The sequence below is a fragment of the uncultured Shewanella sp. genome (assembly GCF_947501225.1).
Classification (GTDB): domain Bacteria; phylum Pseudomonadota; class Gammaproteobacteria; order Enterobacterales; family Shewanellaceae; genus Shewanella.
In genome coordinates, this window is the sequence record NZ_CANMUW010000001.1 from 54582 (window position 1) to 77521 (window position 22940).

Annotated in this window: 24 protein-coding genes; 12 read left to right on the plus strand and 12 right to left on the minus strand. The window is 48.9% G+C overall.

Annotated elements, in window-relative coordinates; all coding sequences use genetic code 11:
* Window positions 1-185 precede the first annotated feature (185 nt).
* The 4 genes from Q1B47_RS00310 to Q1B47_RS00325 all read left to right on the plus strand — a co-directional run bounded on the left by Q1B47_RS00310 (window position 186) and on the right by Q1B47_RS00325 (window position 5462).
* On the plus strand, window positions 186-1439 hold the full coding sequence (locus Q1B47_RS00310) for a DUF819 family protein (RefSeq protein WP_299786830.1): 1254 nt from the start codon (window positions 186-188) through the stop codon (window positions 1437-1439).
* Between the two features lie 135 nt (window positions 1440-1574).
* Window positions 1575-2423 carry a 3-deoxy-8-phosphooctulonate synthase gene (gene kdsA / locus Q1B47_RS00315; RefSeq protein WP_299786833.1) on the plus strand — a complete coding sequence of 283 codons (849 nt, stop codon included), beginning with the start codon at window positions 1575-1577 and terminating at the stop codon, window positions 2421-2423.
* 442 nt (window positions 2424-2865) lie between these two features.
* Window positions 2866-4404, plus strand: coding sequence for an AbgT family transporter (locus tag Q1B47_RS00320; protein WP_299786836.1), 1539 nt, complete (start codon window positions 2866-2868; stop codon window positions 4402-4404).
* A gap of 185 nt (window positions 4405-4589) precedes the next feature.
* Window positions 4590-5462: a multidrug transporter gene (locus Q1B47_RS00325; protein WP_299786839.1), complete on the plus strand. Its 873-nt coding sequence runs from the start codon at window positions 4590-4592 to the stop codon at window positions 5460-5462.
* Here the strand turns inward: Q1B47_RS00325 and Q1B47_RS00330 are convergent.
* The 3 genes from Q1B47_RS00330 to Q1B47_RS00340 form a co-directional block, all read right to left on the minus strand.
* The gene (locus Q1B47_RS00330) at window positions 5418-6107 is read right to left on the minus strand and encodes a phosphatase PAP2 family protein (RefSeq protein WP_299786842.1); all 690 of its coding nucleotides are present in this window, start codon (window positions 6105-6107) and stop codon (window positions 5418-5420) included. The genes Q1B47_RS00325 and Q1B47_RS00330 overlap by 45 nt on opposite strands.
* A 146-nt stretch (window positions 6108-6253) precedes the next feature.
* Window positions 6254-8263 carry a flavohemoglobin expression-modulating QEGLA motif protein gene (locus tag Q1B47_RS00335; protein WP_299786845.1) on the minus strand — a complete coding sequence of 670 codons (2010 nt, stop codon included), beginning with the start codon at window positions 8261-8263 and terminating at the stop codon, window positions 6254-6256.
* Window positions 8250-8630, minus strand: coding sequence for a DUF413 domain-containing protein (locus Q1B47_RS00340; RefSeq protein WP_299786848.1), 381 nt, complete (start codon window positions 8628-8630; stop codon window positions 8250-8252). Before Q1B47_RS00340 ends, Q1B47_RS00335 begins: the two co-directional genes overlap by 14 nt.
* A 153-nt stretch (window positions 8631-8783) precedes the next feature.
* Between Q1B47_RS00340 and Q1B47_RS00345 the strand changes: the two genes are divergently transcribed.
* Window positions 8784-9620, plus strand: a complete 837-nt coding sequence (locus Q1B47_RS00345; protein ID WP_299786850.1) for a LysR family transcriptional regulator — start codon at window positions 8784-8786, stop codon at window positions 9618-9620.
* 4 nt (window positions 9621-9624) lie between these two features.
* Here the strand turns inward: Q1B47_RS00345 and Q1B47_RS00350 are convergent, their stop codons facing one another.
* The 4 genes from Q1B47_RS00350 to Q1B47_RS00365 form a co-directional block, all read right to left on the minus strand.
* Entirely contained in the window at window positions 9625-9732 is a 108-nt protein-coding gene (locus tag Q1B47_RS00350; RefSeq protein WP_299786852.1) for a MetS family NSS transporter small subunit, read from the minus strand.
* Window positions 9729-11216: a sodium-dependent transporter gene (locus tag Q1B47_RS00355; protein WP_299786854.1), complete on the minus strand. Its 1488-nt coding sequence runs from the start codon at window positions 11214-11216 to the stop codon at window positions 9729-9731. Before Q1B47_RS00355 ends, Q1B47_RS00350 begins: the two co-directional genes overlap by 4 nt.
* A 198-nt stretch (window positions 11217-11414) precedes the next feature.
* Complete coding sequence (locus Q1B47_RS00360) at window positions 11415-12344, minus strand: 2-dehydropantoate 2-reductase (RefSeq protein ID WP_299786857.1); 930 nt, start codon at window positions 12342-12344, stop codon at window positions 11415-11417.
* A gap of 32 nt (window positions 12345-12376) precedes the next feature.
* On the minus strand, window positions 12377-12736 hold the full coding sequence (locus tag Q1B47_RS00365) for a VanZ family protein (protein ID WP_299786860.1): 360 nt from the start codon (window positions 12734-12736) through the stop codon (window positions 12377-12379).
* Window positions 12737-12913: 177 nt separating this feature from the next.
* Between Q1B47_RS00365 and Q1B47_RS00370 the strand changes: the two genes are divergently transcribed.
* Window positions 12914-13399 (plus strand): YajQ family cyclic di-GMP-binding protein, encoded by a 486-nt coding sequence (locus Q1B47_RS00370; RefSeq protein ID WP_299786863.1) that lies wholly within the window; start codon window positions 12914-12916, stop codon window positions 13397-13399.
* 74 nt (window positions 13400-13473) lie between these two features.
* Here the strand turns inward: Q1B47_RS00370 and Q1B47_RS00375 are convergent, their stop codons facing one another.
* The 4 genes from Q1B47_RS00375 to Q1B47_RS00390 all read right to left on the minus strand — a co-directional run bounded on the left by Q1B47_RS00375 (window position 13474) and on the right by Q1B47_RS00390 (window position 16715).
* A complete protein-coding gene (locus Q1B47_RS00375) occupies window positions 13474-14910 on the minus strand; it encodes an MFS transporter (RefSeq protein WP_299786866.1) in 1437 nt (478 codons plus the stop codon).
* A 208-nt stretch (window positions 14911-15118) separates the two neighbouring features.
* The gene (locus Q1B47_RS00380; protein ID WP_299786869.1) at window positions 15119-15445 is read right to left on the minus strand and encodes a hypothetical protein; all 327 of its coding nucleotides are present in this window, start codon (window positions 15443-15445) and stop codon (window positions 15119-15121) included.
* An 82-nt stretch (window positions 15446-15527) separates the two neighbouring features.
* Entirely contained in the window at window positions 15528-16112 is a 585-nt protein-coding gene (locus Q1B47_RS00385) for a peptidylprolyl isomerase (protein WP_299786872.1), read from the minus strand.
* 36 nt (window positions 16113-16148) lie between these two features.
* Window positions 16149-16715 (minus strand): YajG family lipoprotein, encoded by a 567-nt coding sequence (locus tag Q1B47_RS00390; protein ID WP_299786875.1) that lies wholly within the window; start codon window positions 16713-16715, stop codon window positions 16149-16151.
* Between the two features lie 230 nt (window positions 16716-16945).
* Between Q1B47_RS00390 and Q1B47_RS00395 the strand changes: the two genes are divergently transcribed.
* Together Q1B47_RS00395 and Q1B47_RS00400 are read left to right on the plus strand one after the other, a co-directional pair.
* Window positions 16946-17992: a DUF2804 domain-containing protein gene (locus tag Q1B47_RS00395; protein ID WP_299788751.1), complete on the plus strand. Its 1047-nt coding sequence runs from the start codon at window positions 16946-16948 to the stop codon at window positions 17990-17992.
* Between the two features lie 266 nt (window positions 17993-18258).
* Window positions 18259-18822, plus strand: a complete 564-nt coding sequence (locus Q1B47_RS00400) for a porin family protein (RefSeq protein ID WP_299786878.1) — start codon at window positions 18259-18261, stop codon at window positions 18820-18822.
* Between the two features lie 122 nt (window positions 18823-18944).
* Here the strand turns inward: Q1B47_RS00400 and Q1B47_RS00405 are convergent, their stop codons facing one another.
* Entirely contained in the window at window positions 18945-20183 is a 1239-nt protein-coding gene (locus tag Q1B47_RS00405) for a methyltransferase (protein WP_299786881.1), read from the minus strand.
* Window positions 20184-20303: 120 nt separating this feature from the next.
* Between Q1B47_RS00405 and Q1B47_RS00410 the strand changes: the two genes are divergently transcribed.
* The 4 genes from Q1B47_RS00410 to luxS all read left to right on the plus strand — a co-directional run bounded on the left by Q1B47_RS00410 (window position 20304) and on the right by luxS (window position 22801).
* Window positions 20304-20957 carry an alpha-ketoglutarate-dependent dioxygenase AlkB gene (locus Q1B47_RS00410; protein ID WP_299786884.1) on the plus strand — a complete coding sequence of 218 codons (654 nt, stop codon included), beginning with the start codon at window positions 20304-20306 and terminating at the stop codon, window positions 20955-20957.
* A gap of 143 nt (window positions 20958-21100) precedes the next feature.
* On the plus strand, window positions 21101-21604 hold the full coding sequence (locus Q1B47_RS00415; RefSeq protein ID WP_299786887.1) for an ACT domain-containing protein: 504 nt from the start codon (window positions 21101-21103) through the stop codon (window positions 21602-21604).
* A gap of 124 nt (window positions 21605-21728) precedes the next feature.
* The gene (locus Q1B47_RS00420; protein WP_299788754.1) at window positions 21729-22028 is read left to right on the plus strand and encodes a BolA/IbaG family iron-sulfur metabolism protein; all 300 of its coding nucleotides are present in this window, start codon (window positions 21729-21731) and stop codon (window positions 22026-22028) included.
* A gap of 263 nt (window positions 22029-22291) precedes the next feature.
* Window positions 22292-22801, plus strand: coding sequence for an S-ribosylhomocysteine lyase (gene luxS / locus Q1B47_RS00425; protein WP_299786890.1), 510 nt, complete (start codon window positions 22292-22294; stop codon window positions 22799-22801).
* Window positions 22802-22940: the final 139 nt, after the last annotated feature.

The following is a 22940-nucleotide window of genomic DNA, read 5'->3' on the forward strand; positions in this document are numbered from 1 at the left end:
CGCTTAGCGTATCCCCTGGTCATGTCGCACTCGGCTCGTTAAATTTTCCGAATTATCGTTGTAAATTGAAAAAAAGCTGTAATAGCAGCGAAAATACAATAATAAAAGCGCTCAGAAGTCAGCGTCATAAATAATCATAACAATAAACAATCAACAAAATATTGCCGGTAGGGAGATAGTATCAAATGAGTAGTACCGCGTTAGTGACCAATGACGCCACGGGCTTGGGCTTGTTGGCCGTCGTATTGGGTTTTGTCTTTTATACCAGTCACAGTAAACATCCGTTCTGGATGAAATTCTATAAATTCATCCCGGCGCTATTGATGTGTTATTTCCTGCCATCCTTGCTCAATACCTTTAACATTATCGACGGCCACGCCTCGCAGCTTTATTTCGTTGCATCCCGCTACCTGCTACCAGCATGTCTGGTGCTGCTGATCTTAAGTGTCGATCTTAAGGCGATCCTCTCTCTGGGACCCAAAGCTATCATCATGTTCCTGACCGGAACCGTCGGTATCGTTATCGGTGGTCCCATCGCCCTGCTTATCGTCTCGGCTATCAACCCGGAGATCATCGGTGGTCATGGCCCGGATGCGGTCTGGAGAGGCATGACGACGCTGGCGGGAAGCTGGATTGGTGGCGGAGCGAATCAGGCGGCCATGAAAGAGATCTACGAGGCCGGAGGAGATATCTTCTCCATCATGGTCACCGTCGATGTGATTGTTGCGAATATCTGGATGGCTGTGTTGCTGTTTATGTCATCGAAAGCCAAGCAGATAGATAAGAAGACAGGTGCAGACACCACCGCCATCGAAAGGCTCAAGGAGAAGGTTGAGAAGTACCATGCCGAGAATGCCCGAATCCCAAGCTTAAACGACCTGATGATGATCGTTGCGGTCGGCTTCGGTGTGACCGGTCTGGCCCATGTGGTTGCCGATTTCTTAGGCCCGTTTTTCGAGGCCAACTACCCATGGACCCGCGATTATAGCCTCACCTCTAAGTTTTTCTGGTTGATCGTGACCGTGACCACTATCGGTCTTGCCATGTCCTTCAGTCCGGTCCGTCACCTTGAGGCGGCGGGTGCGTCAAAGGTAGCATCTGCATTCCTCTATATCTTAGTGGCGACTATCGGCCTGCATATGGATGTATCGAAGTTGGCCGATCCCGATAACCTTTGGTATTTCGCAATCGGTATCATATGGATGATAGTTCATGCGAGCTTTATGTTGATCGTTGCCAAGTTGATACGGGCGCCGTTGTTCTATATGGCTGTAGGCAGTCAGGCCAACGTAGGTGGTGCGGCCTCTGCACCTGTGGTCGCCGCCTCTTTCCACCCGGCGCTCGCGCCTGTGGGTGTGTTACTTGCGGTATTGGGCTATGCTGTGGGAACTTATATGGCTTGGATGTGCGGCCAGCTGTTACAGGCTATCGCGTCATAATCTTGAGTTGCCAGGTGCTTGTTACCTATATTCTGGATATGAGGCCGGCGGCTTAATGCCCTAGCTGAAAGATAGATGTAAACCAAATTGATTCATGCCAAGGCAAGCCTTGGCTTATTTTAGAGAGAAGTTCTGATGAGTAATAAAGTCATAGGTCTGGGTTCAATCGAGATCGCAAACGATAAACCTTTCGTGTTGTTTGGCGGTATGAATGTCCTTGAGTCGCGTGATTTGGCAATGAAGATTGCTGAAACATACGCTGAAGTGACTCAAAGGCTCGGCATTCCTTATGTGTTTAAGGCATCTTTCGATAAGGCTAACCGCTCTTCGGTAAACTCTTACCGTGGGCCGGGGATGGAGGAGGGACTCAAGATCTTCGAAGAGATCAAGTCGACCTTTAATCTGCCTATTATCACGGATGTTCATGAGACGCATCAGTGTGCGCCTGTGGCTGATGTCGTCGACATCATCCAGCTTCCGGCTTTTCTTGCCCGTCAAACGGATCTGGTTGTTGCCATGGCTAAAACCGGTGCCATCATCAATGTTAAGAAGCCTCAGTTTTTAGCACCCCACGAGATGCGTCATATCATCACCAAGTTCAATGAAGCCGGTAACGATAAGATCATCTTGTGTGAGCGTGGCAGCAGCTTCGGTTACAACAACTTAGTGGTTGATATGTTAGGCATGGATGAGATGAAACAGTCCGGTTATCCGGTTATCTTCGATGCGACCCACGCACTGCAGCGTCCGGGTGGACGTGCCGACAGCGCCGGCGGACGTCGTGCTCAGGCGACAGAGCTTGCCCGCAGCGGTATGGCACTTGGCCTGGCTGGCCTGTTTATCGAGGCTCATCCGGATCCGGATAATGCTAAGTGTGATGGCCCATGTGCACTGCCGCTCAATCAGCTGGAAGCTTATCTTAAGCAGATGAAAGCGGTCGATGATCTGGTTAAATCGTTCGATGCTATTGACACCAGTAAGTAGCAGTTGTTGATACGCTATTTTCAAGGCCCCGGTTAATACCGGGGCTTTTTTTTGCTTTTTAACTAGGATTAAGGTTGATTACAGAGTGCAGCTGTATCCTGCCGCGACATCTTATACCAATCAGTATAAAGATGTGATCGCTCAGCGAGAATTTAGCGCTTCTGAGGCAAGGCAACGAGTGAAGAACATAGTTGTTCTACGTTAAAGCTCGTTAACACAGCATCGGATGCGCTAAAACTCGCCTGTTAGGCGTGTTTTTGGCTGCCTACTTCTATGTTGAATGAACTCACAAGGGATCAACCATTCCTTCATCCATTCGCCTTGAATTAGTTGCCAAAAAACACGCTGAGTAGATCACTTTCTTATACTGATTGGTATTAAACAATGCGCCCGCTTTTTGTCGAAAAGTCAGGAGTGCTTAATCAATAGAGGGTGGTGAACTATGGCAAATGAACAGTCTGGTCCGGGAAAGCTCGGACGAATGTTGGATGGCATTGAAAGGGTCGGAAACAAGCTCCCCGATCCTGCAATGCTGTTTCTTATTTTACTCTTTGCTGTGTGGGGGCTTTCGGCACTGCTCTCGGGTGTCAGTTTTGAGGCAATAGATCCCAGAACCAACTCACCTATAGAGGTGGAAAACCTGTTAAGCGCCGAGGCATTGACTCACTTCTTAACCAGCATGGTAAGTACCTTTACCGCCTTTGCACCGTTAGGAGTGGTATTAGTCGCTATGCTAGGTGTTGGCGTTGCCGAGAATTCGGGTTTTATCAATACCGCACTGAAGCGGATGCTCAAAGTTACTCCGCTCAAGTTCTTAACACCTGCGGTTGTCCTGGTGGGGATCATCTCCCATACTGCCACCGATGCAGGTTATGTGGTGGTGATCCCGCTTGCCGGGGTGATCTTCTTTACCGTGGGGCGTCATCCGTTAGCGGGTATTGCTGCAGCCTTTGCCGGTGTGTCGGGAGGGTTCTGTGCTAACTTTATCCCCTCGGGTATCGATCCGTTGCTACAAAGTTTTACTCAATCGGCCGCACAAATTGTTGACCCGGATATTCAGATTAACCCATTGAACAACTGGTTCTTTGCCGCAAGTTCCTGTATCCCTATCGTGTTAATTATCTGGTATCTGACCGATAAGATGCTGGAGCCCAGGTTGAATCGTACTCATAAGGTGAATGTCGAAGAGGTCGATGTCCCCTCCATGGAGGAGAGCACCCCTGAAGAGGAAAAAGCATTTCGTGTCGCCAGCCTGGTGATGGTGGCGGCTATGATCGGTTTCTTCTCGCTTACTGTTTCTGAAACCTCAACCTTGCGTGATGCTAACGGCTCGCTCACCAGTTTCAGTGCTCCATTGATGCAATCGATCGTGCCCTTGATCTTCATCTTCTTTGTGATACCCGGGGCGATCTATGGTTATATGACCGGCACCTTCAAAAACTCGATCGACGTCGTTCAAGCTATGTCTAAGTCGATGAGCGGGATGGCCCACTATATCGTGATGGCATTCTTCTGTGCTCAATTTGTGGCAGCGTTTTCTGCATCAAACTTAGGTGCACTTATTGCCGTTGAAGGGGCGAGTGGTCTTCAGGCGATGAATCTGCCCGCTGAGGTGACGATAGTGGGTTTGATCATCTTAGTTGCCTTCGTGAACCTGTTTGTCGGCTCATCATCGGCTAAGTGGGCCTTGATTGGCCCTGTACTGGTGCCTATGTTAATGCAGTTGAATATCAGCCCGGACCTGTCGCAGGCGGCTTATCGTGTCGGTGATTCCAGCTCCAACATCATCACCCCCTTAATGCCTTACTTCCCACTCGTTGTTGTCTATTGCCAACGCTACGTGAAGGATATCGGTATCGGTACTCTCATCTCGATGATGTTGCCCTTTAGTCTTTTTCTGCTTGGGTTATGGAGTTGCTGGTTACTGATCTATTGGTCGATTGGTATGCCTCTGGGGCTGGGAGCCAGCTACACCTATTAACTGTCGAGCTATTCTCAAGTTACCTGAGAAGATAGCAATATCAGATTTAAGCTCCGAGCTCGCCGGGGCTTTATTACTCTGATTGATAATGAGTATATTTAACTTTCTTGCGTTCCTGATCGTCTGACATCAGTCGATGGGGTATTCTTAGCGGCTATTATCGTTTTCAGAAGTGGCCGGTCTTTATGTGGATCCTGTTTACCTTTCTAGCTGCGTCCATGCAGGCCTGGCGAAATGCGTTTCAGAGCCAATTGAGTCGAGAGGTCAAGGTTGCCGGAGTGACGCTTGCGCGTTTTATCTGGGCCGGACCCATAGCAGGGCTTTATCTGCTGACACTTTATCTGTGGCACCCGGTGGCATTACCCGAGCTCTCACCAGTCTTCTCCCTTTATGTGCTCGGGGCTGCGGCAATGCAGATACTGGCAACGGCCTTGATGGTTAAGTTATTCAAGATGAAGAACTTTGCCGTCGGAGCCGGGCTTGCCAAGAGTGAGGCCTTGGTGGCTGCGGTATTAGGGGTTATCTTTTTCGGCACACAACTCTCGCTATCGGGGGGGCTCGGAGTCATTATCGGCGGCGTCGCTATCTTTATGATGAGCAGCCGTCAGGGGCTAAAGGATATCTCGGTGCTGACCGCTGCTATAGGGCTGGTGTGCGGCAGCGCATTTGCGCTGACATCTCTGTGGGTGAGAGAGGCGAGTCTGAATCTGGAACTACCTTTTCCTCACCGAGCCGCCTGGGTGCTGCTGTTGGTGATAACGATTCAAACCCTCGTGCTGCTGGCTTATCTCTATGTGTCGGATAAGCAGACCTTAACCGCGCTTTGGCAGCGGCCTAAGCTCACCTTGCTGACAAGTACCACCAGCTGTCTGGGATCCATAGGCTGGTTCAGTGCCATGTCCCTTCAAGCCGTACCTTATGTTAAGACCCTGGGACAGATAGAGGTGTTCTTCATGCTGCTGATTGCCATGTATTGGTTAAAGCAGCAGGTAAAGATCAAAGAGGTATTTGCCTTAGTCATGATAGCCGTTGCGGCCATCCTGGTGATGTGGGGCTAATCCCGGGACTCTTAGCTTACCTGTTGTAACTATCACCATCTGGGCAACTAAGGTACCTAAGGTGGCGCCGGCAAGCAGATCACCCAGATAGTGGTAGTTTTGCCCCAACTGTCCGGCGATGACTGCACACATGGCGGCAATCCAGCACGGCCGATAGCGGGGCAGGTGATACCAGAAGATGGTTGCCAGTGCGAAGGTGAACAGGGCATGGCCCGATGGAAATGAGTTATAGGCGAGTCCCTCGGCAAAGGGGTGAAATCCTTCGATGCGATCGGTTATCCAGGAGGGGTTATTGTTAACCCAGGTTTCGGGCCAGGTGCGGCCAAACAGGTATTTCGCTCCCACGCGTAGTATCGATGCCAGAATAAGGGTCATCGTCAGATGTATCGCTAACCAGCTATATTGCCGGCGCAGCTTCGGGGCAATACAAAGCGCGAGTACACCCCCGGCCAATACCTCTAAAACAAGGGGGGTATTGCTCAGCAACTTGATAAATGCGTTGGCAAAAGATTGTCGATAGATGAAATCAGCCAGCACTCTGTCGAGCCAATATACGCACAGGAGTATGGCGACAAGCATGATGGCGTAAGATATCACACTTTTTTTAAATGAATGAAGCAGGTGCTCTGGGCGGGATGTCGTCATCTGGATTCGTCAGTGCAGCGAAATATGTGACGGTAATCTACCCTTTTTGGATAAGAAATGCAGCCAACCTTAAACTCATATCGACTGAAGTTATGATAACAGTGATGCCGGGAGCCGGTGTTGTTTGCTTCGGCATCGTGATAGTTTCAGACGGGGGGGCAGTTTCTCAGGCTATCTAGCAGGTAGTCCAGATTGCTATTGTTGCTCATCTTCTGCTGGTGTTTATCTTCACCGATATTGAACTTAGGCGGTGTCAGCCAGTTTCTTTCAACTAACTCATCGATAAGATCCAGGTATTGATAACTGGTTTTTCCTACCAATAGGTTACTTAAGTTCCGCGTTTCACTGATAGCCTTTATCCGGATGAAACCGCTGAGGTAGAGGTGGTCTTTGGTAAAGCCTCCGCCACGGTAGACACGGGTCGTGGTAACAAATGCATCCGCTGCGTCCATTTTCATCTCGTCGACCAGGAAACTATAGGTATGGCAGAATTTTTGCTCTTTGAGCATAGAGTCGACGGCTAACACCCTATAGGCAAGGGTGTTGAGTCGTTCATGGGCCATGTACCCGGCATCGAGCTCGGCTAATATTGCTAACCCCTCCTGAGTTTGGGTGGCACCGGGAAGTCCCAGTCTCAAAGCCTTCAGCGGTTGTTGACGTGAGTTCAGTGTGGTCGCCATATGTATGCCCAGTTCATGATGACTTAATCTTTGCACCTCGGCATGGCTGAAGCGGGCATGACTGTTCACCATCAACTTAGGCGGAGCCGAGCTCACCATGGCACGGGCTAACAGGGTACTGCTCAACTGCACCTTACACTGCATGCCCCAATCTACGGCTTGCTGCTTCATTAACTCGCAGGCTGCAGACGCATCCATTATCTCCCCACCATCATGTTCAAGCTTTCTGGCGTAGAGAATAAACCTGGCGTTATCTATGTCTGTGGCATCGGGACGACCGTAGTGACGAAGAGAGTGGTAGAGGAAAGCCTCCTGCCCAACGCTTGAGAGTAGATCCAGCTGCTCACTCAGGGAGTTAACCATATCGGAATAGAGTCGCTTCATCGCCGGGTCTGAGATCTGCTCGATGGGAATGCGATATAACTTCTGTTTAAACTCATTGGTATCCAGCGGCAGCTGCCGGTAATGAAAGTCTGGTACAAACCGTTCAGGCGCTCTTTCGAAGCGTCGTCGTTCGGCGGTGAGGTTGATAGGATTGACATACTTGAGAATGCCGACCCTGCTTGCGAGTTGATACAGTTGAGCATCAACATTGAGTACCGCCGGTTCTATCGTGGAGCTCAGCATGTTGGCACTACGTACCTTACTTCTCTGGTTGTACTTGCGCTGGAAGAGGGCGCTGGTTGTACTTAATGCCTGCTTTAAACCCAGTTTAAGTGCATCCAGAACCTGAGGGTAGAGATTGCCGGTTTCAACGTCGACATAGACCTTTCTGATCTGGGTGGGTAGCACTAAGGTACGATCAAATTTTGCGTTGGTGTGGGTTGTTAAGTAGTTCATTCCTGAGTCGATGAGATCGATTGCTGTGTTGCTCGCCATATTGGGTATCGAGATAAGATCAAGCTCTTTATGAAACTTGTTGATAACGGCTTGCCATCGTGGCATCTCTATCTGGGTCGCATCTATATTGAATAGCGGTGCCTGCAGGTACTCCTGTGTGTTATAAGCCTTGATATCAAAAACGATAACCATCCCAAACAGCCCCTCAAGTTTCGCAATCAGGGCCTGATATACAGTGAAAAAGTCCTGATGTTTGCGATGACTCAGGGCTCGTTGTTTAGCGCTGTGTGCCTTGTCCCATAGTTTCCGTTTTGATGCCAGCCTGTAAGAAGTTGATAATGCCCTTGGGCGGTTCAGGTCGTACTCGAGGCGAGAGTCCATACAGACAAGGGTGACAGGCTGTGAACTGATCAACTCATCTGTGTACCCGGACTCTTGGAGATGACGCTCCTCATCTGAGAGCTGACAGCTCTTGAGTAGATCTGGTCGCAATTCGTGACCCGCATGTATTGCGGTACAGACCACCGGGAGGTACTCCTCTATCTTGATGTAACAGCCGGAGCCGGCTAGCCTGCAGGAAAATAGCTCTTTTCGTTCGATGAGGTTTAGGACCTCATCAAGATCATATACTTGCATCTGTCAGGTTGGCCTCGTCATGTTTTACATTCGACTGCTTGAGCGTATCGACAGGGAGCTTGTATGAGTGACAACTGTTCAGGCTGTGGAATTTTCTTGGTTCCCGGGTTAGCTTGACGTACTTGAACCATACCTGTTCCAGTCTGCTGCTGGCCTTGTGGGGCTGACGCAGTATCTCGACAAAATGTCTCTCCTCGGAGGTGAAAGGTTCCAGCTCGCCGGATTCTAAGGAGAGCAGGGTATCGCCGTAGAGGCTTAGCAGTTCAGATTCTGCTAAGGTGAAGTCTCCCGACTTCCTGAATCCCCGAGGGAAGTTGATATTATCGATAAAACATTTTCGGCCGAAACGAAACGATTCTTCACACATGTTAGCCCCTGTTAATCTTGATGCCATAGCTGGATAAGCGAAATACTTACCGAGAAAATAGGCGTTTTGAGTGCAAAAGAGAAACAAGTTATTTTTGTCGTCAGCATAAGAGTTTGTTGTTATTCTCACGGCGGGCACGAATGAGATAATTTGATGGACGTAAAGGTATTTAAAACATTTCTGGAGGTGGCGAAAACACGCCATTTTGGTCGCGCAGCCGAGAATTTATATATTACTCAAGCTGCTGTGAGTGCCCGTATAAAGCAACTTGAGTCCTTCTTCGGTCAGCCGTTGTTCATTCGTCATCGAAACAGCATCAAGCTAACCACATCCGGTGAGCGGCTGTTAACCTATGCCGAGACGATGGTGAAGACGCTTGAGCAGGCCCTCAATGAGTTGGCGCTTGGTGATGATAAGCTGTTACAACTTATGATGGCGGGAACCCCTAACATATGGGATGCCTATCTACAGCAGAGGTTAGGTGAGGTTGCTGAGGCATTTGAAGGTTATGGTTTTCAGGCCGAAGCCCTGAGCCGGGAACAGTTGAGCCGAAATTTATCTGAACGAACTCTTGATATGGCTTTTGCTTTCGATCCATTAAAGTCCGATGAGCTGGTGAGTACACAAGTCTCTGGGATAGTACTGCTCTTGGTTGCAACCAGGCCAACGGATGTCGAGACCGCGTTAAGTCAAAAGTATATCTATGTCGACTGGGGGACACGCTTTGCCAACGAACACGTCCAGCGTCATAGTCGTATGCCAGCCCCCTACCTTCGGACCTCGACGGGAAGAATCGCATTAGATTTCATACTTGATAAAGGCGGGGCGGCTTACCTGCCGGCTTCGATGGTGAACTTCTATCTCGAATCTGAGCAGCTCTATCGGGTAGAAGGTAGTGAGCCCTGGCACAGGCCTGTCTACCTGACCTACCGCCGGGATAGCGCCTCGCTTGAGGCGATAACTAAGGTAGAGGCCCTCATAAGCCGTTAAGCGCCTAGGGCTTAAGCTTTCTGGCTCTCATCGCTATCGCAATACAGATGGCGGCACCACCCCAGGTGATGCTCAGGGCCATCACCATCATAATTATCGCTCCGGTACTCATAGCTTCTCCTTATGATTGGATGCCAGGTTTATCAATATAGAGATAAACAGCATAAATACGATGAGCCCCCAGCCCAGTAGCAGTTGATCGGTAATAGGGTAATCACCATAGCCATTATTGATTGTGTTGACTAAGTTTCTGACTATGATGACGCCCAACATGGCCGGGCTGATAAAGCGCAGGCACAGTTCGAACCATATCCCTATGGTAAATTCCGAGAGCCGGTTGGTGTAGTCCCGGATATCGGCAATTCTGAATAGCCAGGTCAGAATGATAAGCTCTATAAAGCAGCTGAATAGCAGGGCGACATTGTTGATAAAGTAGTCGATAAGGTCGAGCAGGAGCAGTCCCCCGTTAGTGGCAAACGCCATGGAGACGATAAAGCCGCTGCCACACACCATAGCAGCCGCTTTCTTGCGGGGCATGTGTAACTTATCCATGATGGCAGAGGTTACGGCTTCAAGAATGGAGATGTGAGAGCTCAGTCCAGCCACCACTAAGGCCAGGAAAAACAGTGGCCCGAGCAGGTAGGGGGCCGGGAGCAGGTTTATGGCAGCCGGAATGGTGACAAATGCCAGCCCCACCCCGGATGTGACCACTTCGGTTAAAGGTTTAGCCTGCTCCATTGCCATGTAGCCTAACACGCCGAATATCATGATCCCCCCCAGGATAGAGAAACCACAGTTGATCAGCACTGTCATGAAGGCGTTATTATTAATATCTGATTTTTCAGGAAGGTAGCTCGAGTAGGCGAGCATGATGGCGAAGCCCACACTGAGGGTGAAGAAGATCTGACCATAGGCGGCAGACCAGACCTTAGTATCCATTATCTTGCTGAAATCGGGTTGAAACAGATAGTTGAGCCCTTCCAGGGCGCCGGGAAGAAACACAATTCGGCCTATCAGGATCAGGACCATGATGAACAGCAGTGGCATCATTATCTTGCTTGCGCGCTCAATTCCCCCTTTAACTCCGGTGAAGATTGCTAATGAAGTGATGGCCCAAGCTATGGCCATCGGCAGGGCGATATGGGGTTGGAACATGCCTAAGCTGGTGGGAGAGTTATCACCCAGCTGCAGGTATTCGTTAAAGAAGAAGGCGTTGGTGTCACTGCCCCAGCTCTGTGTAAATGAGAAGCCGAAGAATGAGATTGTCCAGCCAATAATCGCCACATAATACACGGCGATGACAGAGGCGATAAGCACCTGAAACCAGCCTAACCACTCCAGCCTTATCCCATAATGGATCCCCAGTCTGGAGAATACCCGCGGTGCCGCCCCCCTGAGTTTATGTCCCAGACTGAACTCCATAATCATAAATGGAATACCGGCAGATATCATGGCAAAGAGATAGGGGATGAAGAAGGCGCCGCCACCGTTTTCATAAGCCATATAGGGAAAACGCCAGATATTACCCAGCCCGATAGCAGAACCGACAGCCGCCAGAATAAAGCCTATTCGTGAGTTCCACTGTTCTCTTTGCATATAATTTTTCCATATTTTTCAATCTACTTTCACCTCTCATAATAGTAGACGAAAAATGAAACCCTGCACTCAGATGCCAGGTTTTCACCTTAATAGGGTGGCGGGATATCTGATCGCCTGATAAGCAAATAAGGGTTAGTAAGTGTGCCGCATCGATACCCGTTTGCACCTTCACCATTTGCCTGTGATGAGTTCAGACTAAATGAGGTAGGCAGATTCGATCTCTTTGACCCGCAGCAGCAGGTCCTGGTTCAGCTTTGCTGATAACTCATGTTGCTTCGCTCTTTGCACCACAAAACCATTTATCGACTCGATCTCTGTCTTTCTCTTGTTGGCAATGTCCTGATGCATTGATGAGAAGTTAGCGGCTGTTAGAGAGATTACTTCGTACACACGGTTAATGAGTGCTGACTCATCAAGCTTAACCCCATCCGCCGCAGCGACCGAAACCAACTCGGAAACGACCCCTGAGATCTGCTGTCGATATTGCATCTGGGCTAATGCCCCGTTATTACAGTTGTGGATCGCTGTCAGGGGGTTGATCGCCGCATTGATGGCGAGTTTATGCCAGAGTGAAGGCAAAATCGGCTCGCACCACTGACTCCCCGGGATGGCATCCAATAAGCGAGATTTCAACTCCCGCCCCATATTTGGCGTGGTGAGTGGGCCTAACTGAGTGCTGCCTGAGCCGGTTTGGACTATGTGCCAGCGACCCTGTTTCAATGCCGCCTGCGAGGTAGTGCCTAAGCTTAAGCCCTGTCCGCGTAGTTGACCTGCTACCTCCAGGTGAGGCCCCATACCGTTATGCAGTAAGAGGATGTGGCTCTCTTTGGGTAGCTTATCTATAACGGACTTGAGTGCATCACCCACCTGGTAGGCTTTGACACAGACAATGACGAGACGAATATGCTCAAATAGTGAGGGGTCACTATGGGCGCAGAGCAGAGTCGCTGTAGATTCTGTCACCTGACCATCTAATGCGGTAAAGGTTACTGTCTGTTGCTGCTCGCTCTCTCTGGTGATGAACAGCGGGGCATCTGCGTCGGTGCGTAGTTGTTGATAGATCAGCTGACCAACGGCGCCGGCTCCCAGAATCGCAATGGCTGTCTTATTCAGTAGTTGACCCATGGATATTCTCTACGGTGTTAATCAGGTTATTTTTAATCGGTGAGTCTGGCTGCACGAAAATAGCGACGGTAGCTCCATTGACTCAGATAGAACAGCATGACCCCGGCCATATCGGCAATAAAGTCACCAACAGATGCGCTGCGATAGGGGAGAGTGGACTGAACCAGCTCTATGAACAGGGCATAGCCGGCAAGAGTGATAGCCAGATATTGCCATCTGGGTCTGAACGCTAAGTGGGTAAGATAAGAGAGGCAGAAAAAACTACCCAGATGACCAACCTTATCCATATGGGGGAGCAGTTGAGGGTAGCTAGGTCTGGAGAAAACCAGATAACTGATAAGTATCAGGGCTAAGGCCAGCGCCATTTTAAAAAGATTTCGTCTTGATATCACTATATCGCAGAAGTTTTCGTTGTTTACGCCATCATAGAAAAACCACGGCAGATTGTCATTAAGAATATCGGGCTTTATTTGGCGTTAAACGGACGCTTTCTCGCGTTGTTAAGGCTTCATATTTACCTCAGATGCGTTAAACTAACCCCACAAAAAATACTGTAAGAGGACACTGTAATGCCTTCAATGGATATTGTTTCTGAAGTGGATGAAGTTGAACTGCGAAATGCAGTTGATAACTCGGTTCGTGAGCTGAAAAGCCGCTATGATTTTCGTGGTAAAGAGGCGAGCATCGAGTATAAAGATCATATTGTCACACTATCTGCCGAAGATGATTTTCAGTGCCAGCAGTTGGTCGATATATTACGTATGCAGATGAGCAAGCGTAATGTTGATCCCGCATCCATGGATGTCGATGAAAAGGCGCTGCACAGTGGTAAAACTTTCTCTTTGAAGGTGCGCTTTAAAGAGGGCATTGAGACTCTGGTCGCTAAAAAATTAGTCAAGTTAATCAAAGACAGTAAATTGAAAGTTCAATCCTCTATTCAGGGGGATTCGGTGCGTGTTACCGGCAAGAAGCGGGACGACCTGCAGGCCGTGATGGCGATCGCTCGTGAGTCTGAACTGGGTCAGCCATTCCAATTTAATAACTTCCGTGACTGAGTTACTGTTTCGCTAAACCTTAAAAAAGCCCTCATCATGAGGGCTTTTTGTTTTATAGCAGATCACCCGCAAGGTTAAGTATGCTGACCGGCCGAGTCATGTGACTCGTCACTTTTTGTCTGTCGGGCCTGCCTGAGGCTCTCGTCGTGTCGGGTGCGCCTGTCGACCATGAGTACTAATCCCAATACCGGTAAGCCGATGATACTGGCACCGATGAAGAAGTTTACATAACCGTAGGCATCGACATAGGCACCCGAGAAACCGGCAATAAACTTGGGGAAAAGCAACATGATAGAGGAGAGCAGTGCGTACTGTGTGGCGCTGTATCCGTTACTGGTCAGGCTGGAAAGGTAAGCGATAAAGGCCGCTGTAGCGATACCTGCGCTGAAATTATCGATTGAGATGACGATGGTTAACAGCGGAACGTTATAGCCCACCACTGCCTGATAGGCGAATAGCAGATTCGTCACCGCGACCAACAGGGCGCCCATAAAGAGTATCTTCATCGTACCGTACCTGGCCAGTAATACCCCGCCAAATCCCGCGCCGACTAAGGTCATGATCAGCCCGTAGATCTTACTGATGGCGGCAATCTCCTCCTTGGCAAACCCCATATCGACATAAAAGACGTTAGCCATGATCCCCATGACGATATCTGATATCCGATAACAGGAGATCAGCAATAAGATCAATATTGCATTGCGTCCGTAACGTTTAAAGAAGTCCATAAATGGCAATACGCTGGCGGTGTATAACCAAGATAGGGTGCCGGCAACGGGCTTAGGGTAGCGCAGGCTCAGTGTCTGTTTAAGTGCTTGCTCCTGCTCATCGGCCTCTCTGTTTTCGACTTCGGGCTCTTTACTGAGGAGCGTGGTGATAATACCCACCGACATGAGCGCCGCCATGGTGAGGTAAGCCGTTTGCCATGAGAGTAAATTATATTCACTGTTGCCGGGATCGACCCAGGCCGCGATCGTCAGGGCACCTGCGGTCGCGACTATCATGGCACTACGATAACCAACCTGATAGGCTGCCGCCAGTGCGGCCTGCATCTTCTCGGGAGCCGACTCGATACGAAAGGCGTCTATCACTATATCCTGTGTCGCCGAGGCGAAGGCCACCATCAGGGCGAACAGAGCCAGGCGCTCCAGGTCTTGTAGCGGGTCGCTGAAGGACATGCCCAATATGGCGCTCACCAGCAACATCTGGGCAAATAGCATCCAGCCTCGCCGTCGGCCGAGCAGACGTGTAAATATGGGCAGTGACAACCTGTCGACTAAGGGTGACCAGGCCCACTTGAAGCCGTAGGCAAGCGCTATCCAGCTGAAGTAGCCTATCGCTGTTCTGTCGATCCCAGCCTCCCTAAGCCAAAATGAGAGGGTCGAAAAAACCAGCATCAGAGGGAGTCCGGCCGAGAAGCCAAGCAAGAGTAGCACCAGTACCCGTTTATGACAGTAAATGGTGAGAGCATCTTTGATGCGGGAATATTTAGAGCCTGATGCAGGTGACATAGATAGATTTCAAGATGGTCATTACGATTAGCTTAAGGGGGCGTGTAGTTTGGTTCAAGATAAAAATGCCTGAAACCGCTACGGCTTAGTGTGTGGAGGTTTTTTCGCCACAAGGGAGGGGGGCAATAAAAAAGCCCGGGCAAACCTGCCAGAGCTTTTCTGTAAAAGCAAAAAGCGATCATTTAAATGATTTCAGCTTCCTACTTTGTCAGGAGATCGGTCTGTTGCCTATGCAGCCTTCTGGTATTTTTCCTCCCAGACTCAGATAATCACAGCACTCATCTATCTGCTTACGCAGATACTGGTTACCACGTATCATCCAATCAGGCCATTTATCAAAGGCATGTAACAGGTGCCAGAACACTCTCTCCATATCTGATTGCGCATCACCTTGGTGATTGAACTGTTGCCACTCTTCAAGGACGTCCCATAGATATAGCTGGACCTCATTAAAAGCGAGTTGATCGCTCAAAAATGCTTTTCCATATTGGGCCAGCTGGGGCGCTTTTTTATCGATGAACTCATCCGGGGTCATCGGCTCGCCTCCTTATTACTGCCTAGGTAGTATAGAAGGATATTGCGTTCTTGACAGGTATTCTGTCAAAAATATTGAACTATTACTTTCTGGGGAGTAGCGTGGCTTTCTCTAAGATGATGTCTTCTATGGGAAAGTCGGGCCAGTCAAGTTTAGTGTTATGCTCAGTTGCAACACCTGCCATGGCCGCAAGTACCTCTTCGCCCTCGGTTACTTCGCCGAAAACAGCATAGCCCCAGCGTCTGGAGGAGGGATCGAGGCGTTCATTATCGCCCACATTAAAGTAGAACTGGCTAGTGGCTGAGTGCGGGTCATTGTCTCGTGCCATGGCGATGGTCCCGAATGTGTTAGATAACCCATTGCCGGACTCATTAACGATTGGATCCGCGTAAGGTTTCTCCTCCTGTTTTAGATCTAATCCACCTCCCTGAACGACAAAATCCGGGATAACCCTATGAAACAGGGTGTTATCATAATGTCCTTTCACTACATAGGTGAGGAAATTATCGACTGTAATGGGGGCCCGTGTTCTGTCTAATTCCACCACTATCTTTCCCATGCTGGTATCGAGCTGTACCTGCGGGTAGAGGGTGTCGGGTTGAATATCGACGGCAACAGCGCTCTGGCTTAGGCAGAGTATGAATAGAGCATTAATCCAACGGATCATGGGGCTTCCTTGTTCTTGTTGTAACTGGGGGCGTGTTTACTGTTGAATAAACTGATTAAGTTCAGGGTCATTAACGATGTCGCTGCTTAATTGACCGAGGAGTTTATTTATCTCGAGTTCTAAAGTCGCAAAATCGGCATTGAAAGGGCCCTTGAGTGTTCCGCGAGCCGTATAACGTTTGGTGAGCTCCTGAGTGCTGTTTTTCGCTATGACATTGATGATGATGTTGCTTTTCGCCTCGAATCCGAAGGTGCTTTCATTGACGTCAGTCAGCAACTGCTCTAACTGAAACTGAATATGTTGCACGGCGCTTGGATCTATCTGGTAGCCAGCTTTGGTAAATCCCTTACGAAACACCTCATCCATCTGTCTTCGGGGAGCTTCTGAGGGGCTGATAAGTTTGGCGGCATCCCCTTCGTTATTGAAGCGCACAATAAAGTTGGCAGCTCGGGTATCTATGGTCTCGATGGCCAGCTCTTGTAGCGATAGGGTCTGTGGCTGAACTAGCGGAAGCTGAGGATCCAGTGCGATGTGGCTCGGCATCTGGTTCGCACAGCCGGATAGTGTGAAAGCAGCGGTTAGCATTAAAAAGAGACGTTTCATTATCTTGATTTTCTTAGTTAAGCATTACGGAATGTCGTGGCATCAGCATACCAGAATTACCATCCGATTCCATCGCCTTCGATGCTGTCGTTTCATGGCGCTCTATCGGCGTACGATGAATAATGTGTTGGGAGGAAGTGCTAGAAATTAAGCTTTAAATTTTACTATCATCACGTTAGAGTAAAAATCAGATGAGCAGGGAGTGGTAGATGGTGTCAAACCGTTCAAATATGAGGAAGATTGAGAGTCAGCGAGCGCCTGAATGTTTGATGTCGAGTCACGGTAACCCCTGTTTCGGCTATTTTGACGGGCCAGTGACCTCTTTGGGGCTGAAACAGTTCCATTATTTGAATGAGATGGATAAGCCAGCCTCCGCCCTGGCTCGTTACCTTAACTACAAGCAGTTTCAATTTGTTAATATCGTCACTCCCCGCTTTGTCATCGGCGTTGCCATCGCCGACATCCGTTACGTCGGCACTGCATTTTGTTACCTCTATGATATCAGTAAAAACACGCTTACCGAGACGACCTGGTTAAGGCCCTTGGGCACCGGGTACCAATTAACGCCCTCTCCTATGTCCGGTGTTGCAAGGATGGGAGGTCGGAATGCCTCCATCTCATTTAGCATAGATGGTGGTGTATGGCGAGTATCGATAGCGACCCGCTCCATTCGCGCCGAGATAGCTCTCACTCCCCCGGTATTGAGCCTCCCCATGGCCATGTGTAGTCCGACCGGGTACAGCGGTTGGACCTATACGCAGAAACATAACGGGCTTAAGCCGGCTGGTGAGCTCACCATCAATGGTGAACCTCAGCCACTCAATAAAGCGTTGGCCGGTTATGATTTTTCTGCCGGTTATATGCGCAGGGAGACGAGTTGGCGTTGGGCAAGCATCAATGCCCATACCCATGACGGTATTGTCGGGCTCAATTTAGCGGCTGGGGTCAATGAAACCGGCTGCAATGAGAATGTCTTCTGGATCAATGGTGAGCGGCACCTGTTAGGACCTGTTCATTTTAATTTTCAACGAACGACGAGTGCTAAGGGGGGCAGAGAGACTCAGGCCTCATGGCGTATCTATTCGGACAATGGTCAGGTTGAGTTGAGCTTCACGCCGGTCAACTGCAGGCAGGAGAAGATGAATCTGTTATTGCTGAAGAGTAACTTCAGGCAGTACCTGGGTTACTACTCAGGTTTTATCATAGATAATTTTGGCAATAAACATCTGCTCGATGATGTACTGGGTCTTACCGAAGACCACTTTGCACGTTGGTGAGTAAGATAACCGATTTTTCGCCCATCCCCCTGGTTTTTTTATCCATATCATCGCTCCCTCAAAAGTTTAGGGCATAACGCCTCCTGCTATCTTAAATTTGTTCAGCTCAGGTACAGCTTGCCTATCTATTATTGCTAGCAAATTGTTGTCTGCGTGTTTTGAGTTGGCTCTCAAATTAACCTCTGTATCATTTTGTTTCTTTTGATTCAGTGGTATTGAACATTGGCTTTAGTAAAAATTAAAGCTTTCTTAATAAAGGACTAATTATGAAAAGATTGTTGTTGGTGATCGGTAGTTTGCTTAGTGTGGGGGCTTATGCCGGTGATTCAAATCATATTGTGGGTGGCAGTGTAGGTTACGGTATTCAGGATTTTGAATCCGAATCCGGGCAGGAAACCGGTGGCGGGGATAGTTTCGCCATCGATGCATATTACCGCTATATGTTTAATGAAAACTTCGGTATCGAAGCCGGGGCATTTAGTGGTACGGGTGGTGTAGCGTCAGTGTTTACCGGTTTGTTCACCGAAGTTGATAATATCAGCTATAAAGGTGTTCGAGGCGCCATTTACGGCCAGGTTCCGCTATCGGAGAGTAACCGTCTCTATGCCAAACTCGGCGCCAGCGCCAACCGGCTCAGTTACGATGTCTCACGGGCGTTCAGCAGTGAGGTGAGCAAGAGTGTAGAAACCAGCGGCAGCGACTTCTATGGCGCCGTGGGGTGGGGGATACGTTTTCAGTCGGGCATCGGCATGAATATCGAATATCAATATGTGCCGGTTCAAGAGCTTAAGGTACAAAACTTTAATATCGGCATGAGCTATCGCTTCTAGGTTTCAATACCCGAACGCGTTAGCTTTTGGCCATTTTTCTGAGCGGCTTTCAGGAGCCAGGCGTTAATAACAGGAGGCAGGAGGAGTCACTATCCTCCTGCCTCTTTAGTTTCTCACCGGCGTTACTTTTTTACGCCACCATAGAGTGAGCTTTGCGGATGAGGTGTGGCTGAGGAGCTTTCTCCATTCTCATGGGGCTCGGCCTTCTTACTAATCTTCTGCGCCTGTAAAATAACAAATTTACCGTTAGAGGCGACCGTGGTGCAGTTTTTAAAGATACGTTGTAGCTTCACATGGTAAGCCAGGTGCCGATTCCCTACCACATGCAGGATGCCGCCATTTTTTAGTGCGCGCCATGACTGGAGGAACATCTGCCAGGCGATATGATCGGTAATCGCTTCTCCCTGATGAAACGGAGGGTTGCATAAGATCAGATCGGGGCGAACACCTGCATTGAGATGAGTTAAGCAGTCATCCCAACTAAATGTGGCCTGCTCGCCCACCAGGCCCGGTGTATCTAATTTATTCAGTGCCCAGTTTCGTCTCGCCGACTCGACCGCCATCTCAGAGTCATCCACAAAATGAATATAGGCCTCAGGAAAAACCTGTTTAGCCTTGAGCCCCAGCACGCCATTGCCGCATCCCAGATCGATAATCGACTTGAAGTTACCCTTAGGCATGTTGTCGAGCATGATGCGGGCCCCGATATCCAGTTTGCCGGCGGCAAACACATTACACAGGTTGGTGATTTCAAGGTTTAACTCGGGAATCGACCATTGAGTCTCGTTGGGCAGAGCACGTGCTTTTCCATCAGTGATACAGGTGATGACACGGGTTTTCTTCCAGGTCAGGCTGGCACTCGCCGGGCCCAGGTTCCTGGCGAAGAGCTCGAGCAGGGGCTTGTTGATCGATTTCGCTTTAGCGCCTATCAGGACCTGAGTTCCTTCGGGTAAGACTTGTGATAAACGGGTTAACTGATAGGTGAAGTAGTTGAGGTTTTTAGGTAACTTCATCAATACCAGCTCGATAGTGGTCGGCAGAGCCTCACGACTATTTAGCCACTGAATATTGTCCGGGTTGAGTCGGTTATTTTCCAGGTTTTGCTGTGCACCTAAAAGGCTGGTTCTGGCGTCGGTTTCGGCACTTAAGGGCCATGCGGGATCGATACTGCGCAGGCATGAAGTTAAGGCACCAAAATTATCATTGATGATAGCGGTGACAACGCTCTGTTGTTCAGTCTCTTTAAGGTGTTTAATCAGGTGCTCGTCGGCCGCATCCCAGGCCTGTAGATTCGATTCCTGATTTTTAGGGTAACGGACGAGCTCCAGCTCGATACCGTCGACTGAAAATTGTGTTGTCATATGCCAAACTGCACCAATAAAATAGGGGCGCATATTATCGCAGATTAAGCCTGCGAGGTACATATGACTATTGCTGGTGGCGGGATTTGGCCGGTAAGGCCGAGGGTGATAGGAGGGGGCATGAAACAACAAGATTTGGGGTTCAACTCTCAGCAGGGCCAAACAGGTCAAGAATTGAGCGCTAACGACGTGAAGCCGCCGATTCAACTTGTTCGTGGTTATCTGGACGAGTCGCAGCAGGCGGCGCTGCTGCAGGAGGTGAGGAGCTACCCGCTCTCCCGCCCGGTTATCAAGGTTTTTGGCAAGCAGCACCCCATTCCCAGAACACAGGTGTGGTTTGGCGATGAGGGTTGTGATTACCGCTATTCAGGCCTGTTCATTGAAGCCTTACCCTGGCCCAAGTATGTACACCTGTTACAACAGAAGCTGGAACGGGATTTCGGCATACAGAGCAATGGTGTGTTGGTTAACCGTTATGCCGATGGCAGCGAGTCTATGGGCTGGCATAGTGATGATGAACCGGAAATTGCACCGGGGAGTGATATTGCCTCTGTGACACTGGGGGCGACGCGTGACTTCTTCATTCGTCATAAGTCGAGCCATAAGAAGGTGCGGGTCTCTCTGGAGAGTGGCGATCTCCTTATTATGCAGTGGCCGATGCAGAGGCATTGGGAGCATAGCCTGCCTAAACGAATGAAAGTACATGAGCCAAGGGTTAACTTTACCTTCAGAACCTTAGTGAAAGATTTCCATAAACAGATAGCTGCGGACTGAAAATATGTGCCAATATTAGGTTAGGTGGCCAGCCTGCTTTTATGTTACTCAGATCTCAATGTTGACCAGATAAATATTCTAAGCTGAATCGAAAAGAAGATATTGCGCTTCACTCTGTTTGTTTCTGCAATAAGGAGTTTCACATGAATAAGTTGTTTATTACCACCGTAATAGGTCCAATCACACCGGGTATCATCAAGTCGTTAGCGGAAGTCACTCGTGCTTTCAAAGGGGAATGGTTGACGAGTAAGGTGATAAAGCTCGATGGTCATTTCTCTGCCATGATGAAGGTGGCTATCGCTCCCGAAGCCGAGGCTGAGTTAAAAGCCGAGCTGGTGGCAAAGTTTGCAGCTCTGCAATTTGTTTTCGATGACGTGATCGCAGAACCCGCAGCGGCCTCCAGAGCACTACATCTGACTCTGGACTGCGGTGATCGTGCCGGTCTGACCCGGGATATCGTTAATATACTTACGAATTTAGACTTAGTCATCGAGCATATGGAGTTTAACCGGGTACATGTATCGCCTATAGGACAAACCGTGTTCTCTTCAAATCTGAATATTGCCGTACCCGAGGGGGTCAGTACCGAGAGCGTGGTTGAGTTGCTCGAAGGTGTGAGTGAAGATGCCAGAGTGAACATCTTATAGTTCACTGATTATCCTTTACTGAATATTCTTGTCTCGGCTATAGGGGAGTAGGGAGGTGTTGACCTTTCCCCCCCCAGGCAGTAATCTGCCGCCATAGCATTTATGTATGACTGAGAATATCGTTATGTCAGTAGAACAGATCATTACCGAAAAACTCACCGCAGCTCTTTCTCCATCTCACCTTGAAGTGATTAATGAGAGCCATAATCACCATGTGCCGCCTAACTCTGAGACACACTTTAAGGTGATCATTGCCTGTGATTCATTCGAGGGTAAACGTTTACTGGCTCGCCATCGAACGGTCAATGAGGCGTTAGCTGCCGAGTTCGCTAATGGCTTACACGCATTATCTATGCATACTTTTACGCCGGCTGAATGGGCTCAAGAGGCCGATATTCCATCGTCTCCTAAGTGTAAGGGCTGATTTTAGAGTTACAATGGCTTACCTATATCAATAAGGCCATGGCGGTTATTGCCATGGCCTTTTCTATATCTGTTCCCGGATTCAGTCTTTGTTACTCAGTCAGACGTTAAACCTTATATTTCAAAATATTCCTGATAACTGAAGAGTATGAAAATAGTACAAATTATGTGCTAGTATGCAGCTGAACAGAGTAAATAGATAACAAGGCGGATGTGCGTCACAGGTACCATTATCATTCACGCCATAACATCAGGAGAGTAGATATGCCCTTACTTGATAGTTTTACCGTTGATCATACCCGAATGCAGGCTCCTGCGGTTAGAATCGCGAAGACCATGACAACCCCTAAAGGAGATGTGATTACGGTTTTCGATCTGCGTTTTTGTGTGCCTAATAAAGATATCTTAAGTGAAAGAGGCATTCACACCCTGGAACACCTTTATGCCGGCTTTATGCGTGATCACTTAAATAGTGATTCGGTTGAGATCATCGATATCTCCCCTATGGGATGTCGTACCGGTTTTTATATGAGCCTGATAGGCACTCCGGTAGAAGCTGATGTGGCCGAAGCCTGGCTCGCATCGATGCACGATGTGTTAAAAGTTGCAGAGCAGGCTCAGATACCCGAATTAAACGAATATCAGTGTGGCACATTCGATATGCACTCCCTGGAGCAGGCGCAGAGCATAGCTCGTTCCATTATCGCCTCCGGTATCAGTATTAATAAGAATGATGAGCTCAAATTGAGCGATGAGATACTGAACGGTCTATAAATAACATCATTCCTATTCGATAAAAGCGGCTTTGCCGCTTTTTTTATGTGGCAATATTGCTTGAGTTAAGCAATCAAAAAAAACGTGAGATTAGTAAGTTAGACTCAATTTTGGTACTTTTGTTGTATTTGGGGTGGTT